Source organism: bacterium, assembly GCA_027622355.1.
Classification (GTDB): domain Bacteria; phylum UBA8248; class UBA8248; order UBA8248; family UBA8248; genus JAQBZT01.
On record JAQBZT010000041.1, the window covers coordinates 1 to 14,002 of the forward strand.

Below are 14,002 nucleotides of genomic sequence, written 5' to 3' on the forward strand. Positions count from 1 at the left end.
GAGCACGATGAAGCCGGGGGCGAGACTGATCCCGCCGTGGGCAATAGCGATTCCCGCCAGGCACCCGACGAGGACCCATTTGCCGCCGTCCAGCGAATCGGTCACAAAGCCGGCAACGATGCTGCTGAAGGCGCTGCAGAGGGCTCTCCCGGCGAAAAGAAAGCCGATCTGGGTGAACGTCAGTTGCAGGTCCTGTGCAAGGAAGGGGAGCACCGGGCCGATGAGGCCGAGATACCAGTGCTCAAAGCCGTGGCCTGCGGTGAGGAGATAGAGGAGATTTCGCCGCCTCAAGGGGCACCCCAGGGAGAAGGAACGGAAATGGGCCAGAAACCGCGGGCAATTTAACACGTGGCCGAGTGGCCGGAAAGCGTAAATTTCCTGCGGAAGAGCGAGAAGGTGGGTTTATTATTTTCATTAAAAAAATTCTCTTTGCTGTTGACTGTCTTAAATTTCCTTGATAATTCTACTTGTAGGATAACCCGCTAACATGATGTCTGCCCAGAGGTTTTCGTGACTGCGCCGGTTCGGCTTCAGGCCGTGAAAAAGGTCAGGGTGTACGAGGAGATCGTCTCCCAGATCACCTCGCTCATTCTGAACGGCGACCTCAAGGTCGGAGACAGGCTTCCCTCAGAGCGCGAGCTCTGCGAGCAGTTCGACGTCGGGCGCAACTCGGTCCGGGAGGCAACCCGCGCGCTCGCCTCGGCGCGGCTGGTGGAAAGCCGCCAAGGGGAAGGAACGTTCGTCATCGCGAGCGCCGATTTCCTGATCACGCATCTCTCCGAACAATCCTCCGCCGAGGGCGAGAGCGGCATTCGCTACCTCTTCGAGGCGCGGCGGATCCTGGAGCCGCAAATCGCCGCCCTTGCGGTCGAGCGGATCACGGACAGGCAACTGGCGGACCTTGAGAAGATACTGAACCACCAGCGCAGAGAGATTCAGGCTGGCGAGAGCGGCATGGCCGAAGACACGGCCTTTCACATGGCGCTGGCGGCCGCCGCCAAAAACACGTTTCTCGAACGGCTGCTCGGCACCTTGCTCGATTCGCTTCGCGAGATGCGCGAGCACTCGGTCCGCAAACAGGAAGATCGGGCTCGTTCGCTGGAGGGACATCAGGATATCCTGGCTGCCCTTCGACGGAAGAACAAGAATGAGGCGCTGGCCCGCATGCTGAGCCATTTGCTCGGCGTGGAAGGACAGGGAATGGATTTGTTCAAGAAAGATTCCAAGTGAGATCAGTTGCATTTGTCCGGTTCTTGAGAGGGGAGGGCCAAGCGGCGAGAACACACAAAACGGATTTCAGCGGGAGGGGGCGAATGCATGTCCCGTCCTCAACGAAAACCCATGCATCCCCTTCGTGGGGAGGGAGAGAAGCGTGAGTATTCAATCGTTTGAAATCATCTTCAGAGGGATTTACCAAAAAGCCCTCGCGAACAAGATATCCCGCACGCTCGTCCTGGCAGCGGTCAAGGAGGGCAAGAAGGGCATCTCGTTCGGCCGCTACAGCGACTCGCCCGAGCGCAACGGCATCCCGGCCAAGCTTTTCGGCTATATCGCCGACTCGCACGAGGAACTCGAAGCGGTGGCCGCGCAGTACGAACCCAAGCAGGTGGACGTATCCATCGCCCTGGACGACACCCTGACAAAGGGTGTGGAATCCTGGGCCTGGTATGGCTTGCAGCCCCTCAACGCCATCACCCAGCCGGGCGGAACGCTGATTATCACCTCGATGCAAGCGCACGATGATCTGGTCAAGCACATGCACGTCAAGGACGCGCCCTACCACCTGGCCATCATCAAGAGCGAGCCGAGCTTCGCCGGCCTTTGGGTCTACAAGGACGATGGAACGGATGCCCGCTGCCTGGGCGCCGCGCTCAAGGCCTGCCCGCAGATCTGCTCGATGGCGAGTCTGGCGGAAGCCATCCGGGAGAACCTCGGCGGCGACGCCCATGTGGAAGCGGCCCGGGCCAGTTTCGAGGATACGCGCTCCGATGAGGTCAAGCCCGGAGAGGGGAACACGGAAACGCCCTTCACATTTGAACTTCTCACCTGGAAGCAGATGCGCCAGGGCGTTGTCATCGACGGCGTCGGCGGCCACAACAAGTACGGCGATTCGGACGGCGGCTACGTTCCGGGCCGGAACGAAAAGTTCAAGAAATGGTCCACCCGGTCGATGCGCCCGGTGATCCAGTTCGACAAATGCACGAAGTGCACCCTCTGCTGGATTGCCTGCCCGGATACGTGCTTCGATGTGACGCCGGACGGCTACTACGACGCCAACATGGATGCCTGCTGCGGCTGCGGCGTCTGCGAAGCGATCTGCCCTGTGAAGGACTGCATCACCATGACGAATGAGATCGTTTTCGAGGATCGGGACAGCCAGTACGAGATGTGGAACAAAAACAAGGGAAGCTACCAGAAATACGTGGACGAAAAGCTGGCCGTGGGCAAAGTCGAGAACCGTCACCCGATCACCGGCTTGGCGGGAGCTTTCTCGGGCGCGGGGCTCGATGGCGGGCACACAAAAGAAACGAGCCAGTCCTGGTCCATAAAAGATCATTAGGAGGAACCGTTAGATGGCGACAGCAACCGATAAGGGTGAGGGCATCCAGCTACTCACCGGCAGCGAGGTGATGGCGCACATCTGCCGCATGGCCGATGTGGATGTCATCACGGCGTATCCGATCCGGCCTTACGATACGGTCATGCAGTATGTCGCGCGGATGATCGCAGACGGTGAGATGGATGCGGAGTACATTCCGGCCGAGAGCGAACACGGGCAATTCGAGATCGTCAAGCACGCCTCGGCCTGCGGGGCGCGTACCTTCACCGGATCGAGTGGTGTGGGCTGGCTCTATGCGATGGAGCCTCTCGCCGTGACCGCCGGCCTTCGCCTCCCCGTCGTGGCCCTGGTGGGCTGCCGGGCGCTGGACGATCCGGGCGCTTTCGGCACCGAGCACAACGACGCGCTGCTCGTGCGCGATCTGGGCTGGCTCATCAACTTCCCCGACACCGCGCAGGAGGCTGTCGAGCTCGGTCTCATGGCCTTCCGCGTGGGCGAGGACCCGAGGGTGTTCCTGCCCGTCGCGATTGCGATGGACGGGGCCTTCCTCACGCACAGCCAGGCGACGGTCCGCGTGCCGGGCGAGGCGGGGGTGAAGGAGTTTCTCCCGCCCTATGACCGGGGAGACCTCCTGCTTCACCCGGACAATCCCATCACCATCGCGCCGCAGGCGAACGAAGACTGGCTGATGGAGGTGCGGCGCCAGAGCAGCGAGGCTGCCAAGAACGCCTACATTGTGCTGAAAGAAGTCTACAAGGATTACAACCGCATCTTCGGCGAGAACGTAAACCCCTTCCTCGATGAGTACATGACCGAGGATGCCGATGTCGTTCTCTGCGGAATGGGAACCCTCAGCCTTCCGGTGAAGGTGGCCATCCGCGAGATGCGCAAGGACGGGAAAAAGGTCGGCTTCGTCCGGCTCAAGTGGTTCCGCCCGTTCCCGACCGAGGAGCTTCGCGCCTCGCTCTCGCGCTTCAAGGCGGTGGGCGTTATCGATCGCGACTACTCGTACGGCTCGCCTTTCCACGGCGGCATTCTGTTCAACGAGATCAAGGCGGCGCTTTACGGCCTCGACAAGCAGCCGCACGTGAAGGGTTTTATCTGCGGCCTCGGCGGGCGCGAAGTGCTGCTCGATGATGTCAAATACATTACCGACCAGGTGTACGGACTCGTGGAGAAGGGACAAACCTCCAACGATGTCACCTGGATTGGCGTGAGGGAGTAAAACCATGAGTACTATCGAAGAATACGACGCGGGGACCCAGGAGCTTCCCTTGATGGGGAAGGTGAACCAGATCCCCAAAAAGGCGGTTGAGGAGTACTACACGAGCGGCCACCGCACCTGTCAGGGCTGCGAGAGCGCGCTCATCATGCGGCTCATGGCCAAGGCGGCCGGCCCGCGGACCATCATCCTCGGCTCGACGGGCTGCATGTACGTGGCCAACACCACCTACTACAGCACCCCATGGGTGGTGCCATGGATGCACACCCAGCTGGGCTCGTCGGGTTCGGCGGCCACGGGCACCGCGGCGGCCCTCCGCGCCCTCATGCGCAAGGGCAAGATGAAGGAAGAGCCGATCAACGTCATCTCCTTCTGCGGCGACGGCGGCGGCATCGACATGGGCCTCTCGTCCATCTCGGCGGCGCTGCAGCACACCCAGTACAACCACCTGATCATCTGCTACGACAACGAGTCGTATGCGAACACGGACATTCAGATCTCGGGCGCTTCGCCCTACGGCGCGAACACCACGTTCACTCCGCCGGGCAAGAAATACCGCATCATGAACAACCGCTGGAAGAAGAACATGGCCGCCCTCATCGCCGTCGGGCACACCAAGTGCCGCTACGTGGCGACCGGGGATGCATCCTACCCGGCGGATCTCATCGACAAGGTCCGCAAGGGCCTTGCGATTCCGGGGCCGGCCTTCATCCACACGCTCGATCCTTGCCCGAAGGGGTGGGATTACGATCCCTTCTTCTCGCACAAGCTGGGTGAGCTCGCGGTCGAGACCGGCCTCTTCCCGCTCTGGGAAATGCAGGACGGGGAGCTGACCTACAACGGGCAGACCGCTCGCCAAGTCTACGGCGGCCGCAAGCGCAAGCCTGTGCGAGAGTATCTGGAGACGCAGGGCCGCTTCCACCACTTCATTGACGAGGACTACCAGCTCTTCCAGGATGAGGTGGACCGGCAGTTCAACGACTGGATGGTACCGGGCGTCATCCCCTTCAAGGTGGTGGACCCGACCAAGAAGAAGTAAGGCGATAAACGGCACTGCGCGCGACACGGGGCGGGGCCCTTCGGGGTCCCGCCCTTCTTTTGAGGAGATGCGCTCTTGGGTGTGGAGGAAAAAACAGGGCCGGATGGCGTCCCGATGGTGCACGTTCCCGAAGGGCCTTTTCAGATGGGCTCTGAGATCGGCAACCACGACGAGCAGCCCCAACGCGAGGTGGTGCTCTCGGGATTCTGGATCGACAAGTATTGCGTCGCGAACGCGCAGTACCGGAAATTTCTCGAGGAAAACTCCGGCATCTCTGCGCCGCCCTCTTTTTCACAGGACGATTTCGCCGCGCCCCAGCAGCCGGTCGTCAGCGTGAGCTGGGAGGAGGCGAGCGCCTACGCCGCATGGGCGGGCAAGCGCCTTCCCACCGAGGCCGAGTGGGAAAAAGCCGCCCGGGGCACGGACGGCCGGCGCTATCCCTGGGGAGACGATGCGCCGACCTACTCGCTCGCGCACTATGCAGGCGGCGAGCCCGCGTTTCCCCTCGATGTGGACGCGAAAGAAGATGTACCTTCCCCCTACGGAGCGGTCCAGATGGCGGGCAATGTTTTCGAGTGGGTGAACGATTGGTTCGATGCGTTCTACTACCGGAACGGTCCGGCGGAGAACCCGCGTGGGCTTGCGCATCCCACCTACGAGGTGGCGATGGCCCGGGTGGTGATTCATGCGGTGGCATCGGGCGGGAGCCTTTCGCTCGGGGAGGCGAAGCGCGGCGATCGGTTCGAGATACTGGGGCGCGACAAGAACGCGTTTAAAATACGCTACGGGAACACCGATGGCTGGGTGCCCCGCAAGGCGGGCTACGCCTGGACCGTGCGCGCGGCGCGGGGCTGCGGCTGGGACTACATTGAGGACAGCCTGCGCTGCTCGGCCCGCGACGGCTTCGAGCCCTGGTACAAGAACTTGAACCTGGGGTTCCGCTGCGCGATGGACGAATGATCGGGGAAGGCTGACAGATGACCAAAGGCGGGTGGGACGCTCCCACCCCCCTTTTTTTTGTGGAAAATTTTGTGGAAAATTTAGGCGCCTCTTCCGGGAAGGCGTCGGAGGAGGGGCATGACGAGCGGCACGACGAAGAGGGCAATGGAGAGCCACATCAAAACGGCGGCGATCGGGTTGTTCGTCATGTCGAAAAAGATCCCGATGCTTCCGTGGCTCATGATCATGCTCTGTCGGAAGGTCCGTTCGGTGAGGTCGCCGAGGACGAGGGCCAGCACCATCGGGGCGAGCGGGTAGTCGAGCTTTCGGAAGAAATAGCCGATCGCGCCGAAGATGAACATGAGATAGACATCGAACATGTCCTGCGTCGGAGAAAAGCCCCCAACCGCGCAGACGACCAGGATGATGGGCGCGAGAATCGTCATCGGCATCCGGAGCATCCAGATGAAAATCGGCACCGCGAACAGGGAGACAATCACCGCCATGAAATTGGCGATGTAGAGGCTTCCGGTCAGGCCCCAGACGAACTCCGGGTTTTCGACAAAGAGCCGGGGGCCGGGAACGAGACCCCAGACGTACAAGGCGCCCAGCATGACGGCCGTCGTGGGCGATCCCGGAATGCCGAGGGTGAGCATGGGGAGCATGGCGCCCGTGCTGGCGGCGTTGTTGGCGCACTCGGGGGCGGCCACGCCCTCGATGGTCCCTTTGCCGAACAGATGGGTTTCCTTGGAAAAGCGCTTGGCCAGGCTGTAGCTCATGAAGCTGGCGGGAGTCGCCCCGGCCGCCGGCAGCATCCCGACGAAAAACCCGAGGAAAGAGCCCCGAAGCAGGGTGGTCGTGTACTTGGAAAGGTCCCGGAGGGTCTGGACGATCTCTTTGATGCCGACCCGGGCCTGATAGCGCTCGCGCGTCTGGAGGCCGCCCTCAAGGGTGTAGAAGATCTCGCCGACGCCATAGAGACCGATGGCGAGAACCAGAAAATTGATGCCGTGGTAGAAGCCGGTGACGCCCCCGAAGATGAGCCGGGGGGAGCCGCTGACGATATCGGTCCCCACCGAGGACATGATCAGCCCCGTCATCGTGGCGATCAGGGTCTTGAGCGGGTTCTCGCCGCCCAGCCCCGCGAAGGTGCCGTAGGCGAGAAATACGACGGCGAACTCCTCGGGCGGGCCGAACCGGAGGGCGAATTCCGCCAGCGGCGGAGCGAAGAAGGTGAAGAGAACGATGGAGATGCTCCCGCCGATGAAGCTTGCCACCGCCGCCGTGACAAGGGCGTCGGCCGCTTTTCCTTTCTGGGCGAGGGGGTAGCCGTCGAACGTGGTGGCGACAGCGGTCGAGGCGCCCGGGATGTTCAGCGTGATGGAACTGATGGCTCCGCCGTACATGGCGCCGTAGTAGATGGCGGCCAGGAAGATGATGGCGCTCGTCGGCGGAACGGCGAACGTAATCGGAAGCAGAATCGCGACGCCGTTCACCGAGCCGAGCCCCGGCATGGCGCCGATGGCTACACCGAGAATGACGCCGATGAGGGCCATTCCGAGATTTTGCGGGGCGAGGGCGACACCGATGCCGTAGAAGAGGTTTCCCAGTATCTCCAAGAGCTTTTCCTCAGTCGAGGTAGAACAGCGATTCCAATAATCCCTTGGGCAGCGGAAGAATAAGAAATCTCTCGAAAATGACGTACACGGCGATGGGGGTGCCGATCGCCACCGAGAGGGTGATCGAAAGTTTGTGCTTTCCAACGAAATAAAGGCAATAGAAAACGAAGAGCGCGGCGGCGAGATAGATGGAGAGCAGATTGATCAGAAGGATCATGATGAGCCCGGGGAGGCCGACGCGGAGGAGCCCGAGCAACCCCTCGCGCGTGATGAAAGTGCCGCCAGATGCTTTTTCCGGAAAGGCTTTTTGAACGAAGGTCCGGATAAAGACCAGTGCTGCCGCGATCGAAACCCCCAGAGAGAGCCAGAAGGGGAAAAACCCCCCCCCTGGCCCTTCTCTGGGAAGAATCCCGACGGGAAGTTCCGCGGCCTTCCATGCAACGCCGAGACCCAGGAGAAACAGGACCGCGGCGACGCCTCTATCTGCCCATTTCATCGAACGGTGGCTACCTTACTTGAGAAGGCCCATTCCTTTCAGAAGGTCCATGTGCTTGGTGTTTTCTTCCGCGAAAAACGAGGCCAGCGGGGCGCCGCTCAAGCAGGCACGGTTCAGGGCCTTCTGCTCCGTGTATTTTTTCCACTCGGCGGAGTTGCACAGCTTGGTGAACAGGTCCTCGTACCAGGCGACGGCCTCGGCGGGGATTCCTCCCGGCGCATTGATGCTCCGTTGCATGAAGTAGACCAGCTGCGGCTTGCCCAGCTCTGCGAACGTCGGAACGTCGGGGAAGGCCGGGATGCGCTTCGGAGTTAAGGCGGCGATCGGAATGATTCTGCCGGGGTAATGCGGTAGCCCCTCGGAGGGGTTGTTCACCGTGGAGTCCACGTGCTTTCCGGCCAAATTCTTTGCCACGGTGCCGCCGCCCCGGAAGGGGACGTAGGTGATGGAACCCTTGGGGAGGCCATAGGCCTGCATGAGCATGCTCGTGATGAGTTCATCTTCCTGCATCTTTCCGGTGCCGCCCATCCGCCACTTGCCGCCCTTGGCCTTCACGGCGGCGACGAACTGCTCCATGTTCTTGATGCCGGAATCCTTGTTGACCCAGAGAAGAAAGGTGTCCATGGCCAGGCGGTAGATCGGCGTCAGCTGGGAGTAGTTGACGGGAAGCTTCTGGAGCGCCGGCGTGGTGAAGAAGCTGTTCAGCGTGACGAGAATCACGTGCGGATTCCCTTTTTTCTGCATGAGGTAGAGCATGGCCTCGGCGCCGGAGCCGCCCCTCTTGTTGATGGGAACCAGGGGCTGGGGAGACCATTTGTTCAGGGTGACGATTTTTTGCATGAGGCGGGCGATTCGATCAGCGCCGCCACCCTTGCCGGCCATGATGATGAACTCGATGGGCCGGGTGGGCTTCCACGCGGCATCTGCGAAGATCGGCGCCCATGCGAAGAACAGAGCGAAGGCGAGGGCACCCAGGCGGAATGTCTTGCGGAATGACATATGCGACCCTCCTGCGAGGAGACAGGCGCAGACGGGCTCCTTCGATAGGGAGCCCGCTGCGCATACAGAACAGAACACACTCGAAACGGCGGGAGTCCTCTCCAGCCGGAAACACGCTCGTGCCCGCACGCGCAAAGGTCGTTCTTAAGGTCTTTCTGAAAATAGATGAATTTGACCTATAGTAATACATATTTTCCGATTAGGGAATACTTTTTTTTGTGTAGGTAGGGAGGGGAGAAGCACCGCATTTCATGGCGCTCCGTGGCGCACGGACCGATCTTTACGGATCTGCCGGAATGTGGAATGGTGCCCGCCGTGAATCCGGGCGTGGACCTGGGATCGCCCGGCGCCCGCGCGGCTGTCCGTCTTGAGCGTTTTCATCAGAGTGAGTTTTGTTGTGTCCCCGGAAAGTGTGTCCATCCAGAGCAGCCCGTTTTTGTGGGCTCTTTCCTTTTCCCCGGTCCTGGTCCTGATCATCCTCATGCTCGGGCTCAGGTGGGGGGGGAAAAGGGCGGGACCTGCCGGACTAGCTGTGGGGCTGGGGGTCGCCTTCCTGGGGTTCGGGATGCTGCCCCAGGAGCTTCTTCAGGCCGTCTTGCGGGGCGTTCTTCTGAGCGCCCCGGTTCTCTACATCATTATCCCCGCTCTCATCCTGTACCACGTGGCGGACGCCGCGGGCGGCATCCGGAACATCGGCTGGTCGGTTTCCGAGATGACGCAGAACCACATCCTCCAGCTTCTCATCCTGGCCTTCGGTTTCACCTCGTTTCTCCAGGGGGTGGCCGGCTTCGGCGTGCCCGTGGCGGTGGTGGCCCCTCTGTTGATCGGCATCGGCTACCCGCCGGTGCAGGCGGTGGCGGTCTCCCTCCTGGGCCATGCCTGGTCGGTGAGCATGGGGGATATGGCGAGCAGCTTCCAGGCGATCCTCACGGTGACGGATCTGCCCCCCCACGAAGTCGGGCTTGGCATCGCGCTCCTGCTTTCCTTTGCGGGCATCGTGACGGCTGTTTCGGTGGCCCACCTTCATGCGGGATGGAGCGCTGTCAGAAGGTGGTGGAATCTTATTCTCATCATGGGGCTGATCACCTCGCTGACGCAGCTCTTCCTGGCCTGGATGGATATGTGGATCATCGCCACCTTCGGTGCGGGGATGCTGTGCCTGCTAACGGGTTTCGCGCTGGCCAAGTTCCGGCGCTTTCAGGGGCCTTCCCGGCCCCCGAGCATGCCCCCCAAGCCGGAAGAGGACAGGGTCCGGCCCGTAGAGATAACGAGCGACCGGAGAATGAGCTTCAGCCTGGCCTTTTCTCCCTACTATGCCCTGATCGCCGTCGTGGCAGTTGTAACCTTTTTCCCCGGCCTTCACGATTTGCTGCATGCGTGGAAGCTCAGGGTATTTCTTCCTGAAATCCGCACCCCGCTGGGCATCGTGACCGCTTCCAAGGTGTGGCACCTCGCGCCCTTCGGGCACCCCGGAGCGCTTTTGCTCTACACCGCCATTCTGGGCTGGTTGCTCTACAAGGTGAACGGAAGATGGCCGAGGAACCGGCCCTCGATCTTCCGGGCCACCTTCCGGGAGGTCTATCCGACGGCTGTCGGAATCGTCTCGATGACGGTGCTGGCCACGGTGATGACCGCCTCCGGGATGATTCAGGTGCTGGCCACGGGGGCGGCTTCCGTTTCCGGCGGCCTCTATCCCGTCATCTCGCCCTTCGTCGGCCTGCTCGGGAGCTTCGTCACCGGGAGCAACACAAATTCGAACATCCTCTTCGGCGGGTTTCAGAAAGAGGTGGCGGCTTTGGTGCATAAGAACCCGATCGTGATCGTGAGCGCACAGAGCGCGGGCGGTTCACTGGGCAGCATGATCGCCCCGGCGAAGGTGCTCGTCGGTTGCGCGACGGCGGGTCTCGGCGGCCGGGAAGGGGAGGTGTTCCGCCGGGTGGCGGGCTACTGCCTGGTGCAGGTGGCGCTCGTCGGGCTCCTGGCACTGTGGCTCTCCCGCTGATCGTCTGAAGGGTGTTACTCGGGATTGATCGAGGGGTTCTGCTCGAAGCTGCGGACGGCAGTGCGCATGTAGGGCGGGACCCGGACCGGTGTTCGATTCTTCTCCTCGACAGTGACGTGGACCGTTTCGCCGCGGGCAACGTAGCGTCCGTTTTTTTGTTCAAACATTTCATAATCCATCTTGAAGCTCGAATTTCCGATCTCATGGATGCGGGTGAAGACCTCGAGAACCTCGTCGAAGTAAAGGGGGGCCTTGAACTGGATCCGGGCGTCCACGATGAACAGATCGTGGCCGTTGGCGCGAAGCTGAGCGTACAGATCGTCCATGCGCCGCAGATAGTCCATCTGTGCCGTATCCATGTAGAGCAGGTAGTTGGCGTTGAAGACGATGCCCTGCAGGTCGGTTTCGCCGAAGCGGACGCGAAACTCGCTCTTGTGGCGGAAATCCTCTTTGGCCATCCTGAATGAATCCTTTTTCGGGCAAATTTGTCTAAATATCCGGGGAATGGCGCCACTCCCCCGGGAAAGCCGGCCGGTTTAACCGCCCTCCCGGATCCGCTATAATGCCTCAACGGGCGCTTGTCCGAAATCCTTGATGAAGAAAGTTTTTTCGGAAAAGAGGGGCGAATGATCAGCGTTGAGGAAGCACAAGAGGCGGTTCTCTCCAAAATCGAGCCCTTGGGGCGTACCCGCGTTTCGGTGGAGAACGCCCTCGGACGCGTTCTGGCCGAGGATGTCATCTCTCCCCGGCCGATTCCGCCGTGGGCCAATTCCGCCATGGACGGCTACGCTGTCCGTGCGGCGGACGTCGCCGGGGCCTCGGGGGAGAGCCCGGTCACGCTCTGCGTCATCGAGGAGCTTCAGGCGGGCTTTGAGGCCAAGAAAACGGTGGGAGCGGGCGAGGCCATTCGCATCATGACGGGCGCCCCGATGCCCAAGGGGGCCGACGCCGTGGTCCTGGTCGAGAAGACCGAATCCATGGGGAAGGATGCGGTGCGCATCTTCCTCGCGGTCCCCCCGGGCGAAGCCGTCCGCCCCCAGGGGGAGGACGTGAAGGAGGGCGAAGTCGTCTTCTCGGCGGGGATGCCGCTGAACGCGGCGGCGGTCGGGATGCTGGCCAACATCGGCCGGGCCAACATCTATGTGCACCAAAGGCCGCGCGTGGCGATCCTGGCGACAGGGGAGGAGGTCGTCGATCTTGGCCAGCCGCTGGGCGTGGGCCAGATTTACAACTCCAACACCTACTCGCTCGCCGCGCAGGTCACTGAGGCGGGCGGGGAGCCTCTTCTGCTTGGCATTGCCCGGGACAACCCCCGCGATCTGGCCCGCCACATGCGCGATGGCCTTGCCGCGGATGTGCTCTTGACCAGCGGGGGCGTCTCCGTCGGCGACTTCGACCTGGTGAAGGGAACACTCGGGGATATGGGCAGCGACATGCACTTCTGGCGCGTGCGGATGAAACCGGGAAAGCCGATGGCCTTCGGTTCGATCCAGGGGCAGCCGGTGTTCGGACTTCCGGGGAATCCGGTTTCCACGATGGTGAGCTTTGAGCTTTTCGTGCGCCCCGCGCTGCTGAAGATGCAGGGAAAGAAGGAGATTTTCCGCCCGAAGGTCGAGGCGGCGATCCAGCATCCGCTGCGGAAATCGCCGGAGCGGCGGCATTATGTCCGAAGCGTCGTCTCCTTCCGGGAAAGCGGATGGGAGGTGCGCGCCGTCGAGGCCCAGGGCTCGAACATCCTGCATTCGATGGTGCGAGCGAACGCCCTGATAGTGTTTCCCGAGTTCGAGACCGAGCTGAACCCGGGAGATCAGGTCCAGGTGGTGATCCTCGATGAGGTGTCCGCCCTGGGAGCGGGCATACCGCCGGAGGTTGGGCCCGGCGTGCTGGTGGCCTCGAAAAACATGGAAGAGGGAAAATAACATCTTCGCTTTTCCGCCGAATTGAGGTTTTCAGATTGAAGCGTTTTCCGATGAAGGCTGCCATTCTCTCCGGCGGACGAAGCCGCCGCATGGGGCGGGACAAATCATTCATGCTCCTGGACGGAGAGCCGCTCATTCGCCGGGTGGCAAACACGCTCGCCGAGGTGTTTGACGAAGTATTCGCCGTTTCCAACCGGCGGAAAGGGTATGAGGAGCTCGGCCTCCGGGTCGTGAAGGATGTGCTTCCCGGTAACGACTCTCTCGGCGGACTTCATGCGGCCGTCTCGCAGGTGCCCGGTTCGTATGTTTTCGTGGCGGCCTGTGATATGCCGCTCCTTCAGCCATCCTTGTTGCGCCACATGGCCGGGCGGGCCGATGGTTGGGATGTGGTGTTGCCCATCAAAAACAGCTGGGGGGAGCCGCTTTGCGCGCTCTACAGCGGCGCGTGCGAGCCTCATATCCGCCGCTCCATCCAGGATGACCAACTCAAGCTGATCGCCTTTCACGAGAACGTGCGGGTTCTTCGGATAGAGGAAGAAGAATGGCGTACCGTTGACCCGGACGGCCTGTCGTTTGTGAACGTCAACACCCCCGAGGATTTCGCTGTCATCGGACGGGGGAAAACGCCCGCATAGGAGTTCAGAATGTCCATTGAGGAAAAACTTGTAGAGCGGGGGTTGGCTCTCCCGAATGCCCCGGCTCCTGTGGGGGCCTATGTCCCCTATGTCCAGAGCGGGAGCCTGCTGTTCATCTCCGGTCAGATCCCGACCCGCGAGGGCCGTCCGGTGAAAACCGGAAAGGTGGGAGCGGGCGTGAGCGTGGAGGAAGGGCAGGAGTGTGCCCGCGTTTGTTTTCTGAATGCACTGGCGCAGGCCAAGTCGGCGTTGGGCGATCTGGCGCGCATCGGCCGGGTGGTCCGCATGACGGGGTTTGTCGCCAGCGCGGATGGCTTTACCGATCAGGCCTTGGTGATGAATGGTGCCTCAGAGCTCGCGGCCGCACTGCTGGGCGATGCGGGGGCGCACGCCCGTCTGGCCGTGGGGGTGTCTGAACTCCCGCTGGGGGTGCCGATCGAACTTGAAGTAATACTTGAGGTTAAATAGGTAGCTAATTGAAATGAAATCGGACAGATCTGAATTTGAGGCCCTGGCTCTCGAGCACATCGACTCCCTCTACCGGGGGGCGCTCCGGATGACGGGAAATCCCG

At 61.6% G+C, this 14,002-nt stretch carries 14 protein-coding genes; 9 read left to right on the top strand and 5 right to left on the bottom strand.

Features of this window, described 5'->3' with window-relative positions; translation table 11 throughout:
• A partial coding sequence (locus tag O2807_04055; protein ID MDA0999679.1) for a hypothetical protein occupies positions 1-291 on the bottom strand: 291 nt, incomplete at its 3' end.
• Between the two features lie 219 nt (positions 292-510).
• Between O2807_04055 and O2807_04060 the strand changes: the two genes are divergently transcribed.
• The 5 genes from O2807_04060 (at position 511) to O2807_04080 (ending at position 5,781) form a co-directional block, all read left to right on the top strand.
• Positions 511-1,230 (top strand): FadR/GntR family transcriptional regulator, encoded by a 720-nt coding sequence (locus O2807_04060; protein ID MDA0999680.1) that lies wholly within the window; start codon positions 511-513, stop codon positions 1,228-1,230.
• A gap of 142 nt (positions 1,231-1,372) precedes the next feature.
• Positions 1,373-2,560 (top strand): (4Fe-4S)-binding protein, encoded by a 1,188-nt coding sequence (locus O2807_04065; protein ID MDA0999681.1) that lies wholly within the window; start codon positions 1,373-1,375, stop codon positions 2,558-2,560.
• Positions 2,561-2,573: 13 nt separating this feature from the next.
• The gene (locus tag O2807_04070) at positions 2,574-3,785 is read left to right on the top strand and encodes a pyruvate ferredoxin oxidoreductase (GenBank protein ID MDA0999682.1); all 1,212 of its coding nucleotides are present in this window, start codon (positions 2,574-2,576) and stop codon (positions 3,783-3,785) included.
• Positions 3,786-3,789: 4 nt separating this feature from the next.
• Complete coding sequence (locus tag O2807_04075) at positions 3,790-4,821, top strand: thiamine pyrophosphate-dependent enzyme (protein MDA0999683.1); 1,032 nt, start codon at positions 3,790-3,792, stop codon at positions 4,819-4,821.
• Between the two features lie 81 nt (positions 4,822-4,902).
• The gene (locus tag O2807_04080) at positions 4,903-5,781 is read left to right on the top strand and encodes a formylglycine-generating enzyme family protein (protein MDA0999684.1); all 879 of its coding nucleotides are present in this window, start codon (positions 4,903-4,905) and stop codon (positions 5,779-5,781) included.
• An 80-nt stretch (positions 5,782-5,861) separates the two neighbouring features.
• On the opposite strand, the gene O2807_04085 is transcribed toward O2807_04080, so the two are convergent.
• From O2807_04085 to O2807_04095, 3 genes are read right to left on the bottom strand one after another with little or no spacing between them, the layout of a single operon-like run.
• Complete coding sequence (locus O2807_04085; GenBank protein ID MDA0999685.1) at positions 5,862-7,379, bottom strand: tripartite tricarboxylate transporter permease; 1,518 nt, start codon at positions 7,377-7,379, stop codon at positions 5,862-5,864.
• A 10-nt stretch (positions 7,380-7,389) separates the two neighbouring features.
• Positions 7,390-7,875: a tripartite tricarboxylate transporter TctB family protein gene (locus tag O2807_04090; protein MDA0999686.1), complete on the bottom strand. Its 486-nt coding sequence runs from the start codon at positions 7,873-7,875 to the stop codon at positions 7,390-7,392.
• Positions 7,876-7,890: 15 nt separating this feature from the next.
• Positions 7,891-8,874 (bottom strand): tripartite tricarboxylate transporter substrate binding protein, encoded by a 984-nt coding sequence (locus O2807_04095; protein ID MDA0999687.1) that lies wholly within the window; start codon positions 8,872-8,874, stop codon positions 7,891-7,893.
• A 397-nt stretch (positions 8,875-9,271) separates the two neighbouring features.
• Here O2807_04095 and O2807_04100 point away from each other — a divergent pair, with 397 nt between their 5' ends.
• Positions 9,272-10,876 carry an L-lactate permease gene (locus tag O2807_04100; protein ID MDA0999688.1) on the top strand — a complete coding sequence of 535 codons (1,605 nt, stop codon included), beginning with the start codon at positions 9,272-9,274 and terminating at the stop codon, positions 10,874-10,876.
• A 14-nt stretch (positions 10,877-10,890) separates the two neighbouring features.
• Here the strand turns inward: O2807_04100 and O2807_04105 are convergent, their stop codons facing one another.
• Positions 10,891-11,334 (bottom strand): thioesterase family protein, encoded by a 444-nt coding sequence (locus O2807_04105; protein MDA0999689.1) that lies wholly within the window; start codon positions 11,332-11,334, stop codon positions 10,891-10,893.
• Between the two features lie 168 nt (positions 11,335-11,502).
• Here O2807_04105 and O2807_04110 point away from each other — a divergent pair, with 168 nt between their 5' ends.
• Genes O2807_04110 through O2807_04120 form a run of 3 tightly spaced genes read left to right on the top strand, consistent with a single transcriptional unit; the run spans position 11,503 to position 13,898 of the window.
• Positions 11,503-12,795 (top strand): molybdopterin molybdotransferase MoeA, encoded by a 1,293-nt coding sequence (locus tag O2807_04110; protein MDA0999690.1) that lies wholly within the window; start codon positions 11,503-11,505, stop codon positions 12,793-12,795.
• A gap of 35 nt (positions 12,796-12,830) precedes the next feature.
• On the top strand, positions 12,831-13,430 hold the full coding sequence (locus O2807_04115) for a molybdenum cofactor guanylyltransferase (GenBank protein ID MDA0999691.1): 600 nt from the start codon (positions 12,831-12,833) through the stop codon (positions 13,428-13,430).
• Between the two features lie 9 nt (positions 13,431-13,439).
• Positions 13,440-13,898, top strand: coding sequence for a RidA family protein (locus O2807_04120; GenBank protein MDA0999692.1), 459 nt, complete (start codon positions 13,440-13,442; stop codon positions 13,896-13,898).
• Positions 13,899-14,002 lie beyond the last annotated feature (104 nt).

Bases quoted from the DNA above. Each gene is read 5' to 3' on its own strand.
- O2807_04070 (MDA0999682.1), top strand. From the start codon at position 2,574: ATGGCGACAGCAACCGATAAGGGTGAGGGCATCCAGCTACTCACCGGC.
- O2807_04090 (MDA0999686.1), bottom strand. From the start codon at position 7,875: ATGAAATGGGCAGATAGAGGCGTCGCCGCGGTCCTGTTTCTCCTGGGT.
- O2807_04120 (MDA0999692.1), top strand. From the start codon at position 13,440: ATGTCCATTGAGGAAAAACTTGTAGAGCGGGGGTTGGCTCTCCCGAAT.
- O2807_04095 (MDA0999687.1), bottom strand. From the start codon at position 8,874: ATGTCATTCCGCAAGACATTCCGCCTGGGTGCCCTCGCCTTCGCTCTG.
- O2807_04110 (MDA0999690.1), top strand. From the start codon at position 11,503: ATGATCAGCGTTGAGGAAGCACAAGAGGCGGTTCTCTCCAAAATCGAG.
- O2807_04105 (MDA0999689.1), bottom strand. From the start codon at position 11,334: ATGGCCAAAGAGGATTTCCGCCACAAGAGCGAGTTTCGCGTCCGCTTC.
- O2807_04075 (MDA0999683.1), top strand. From the start codon at position 3,790: ATGAGTACTATCGAAGAATACGACGCGGGGACCCAGGAGCTTCCCTTG.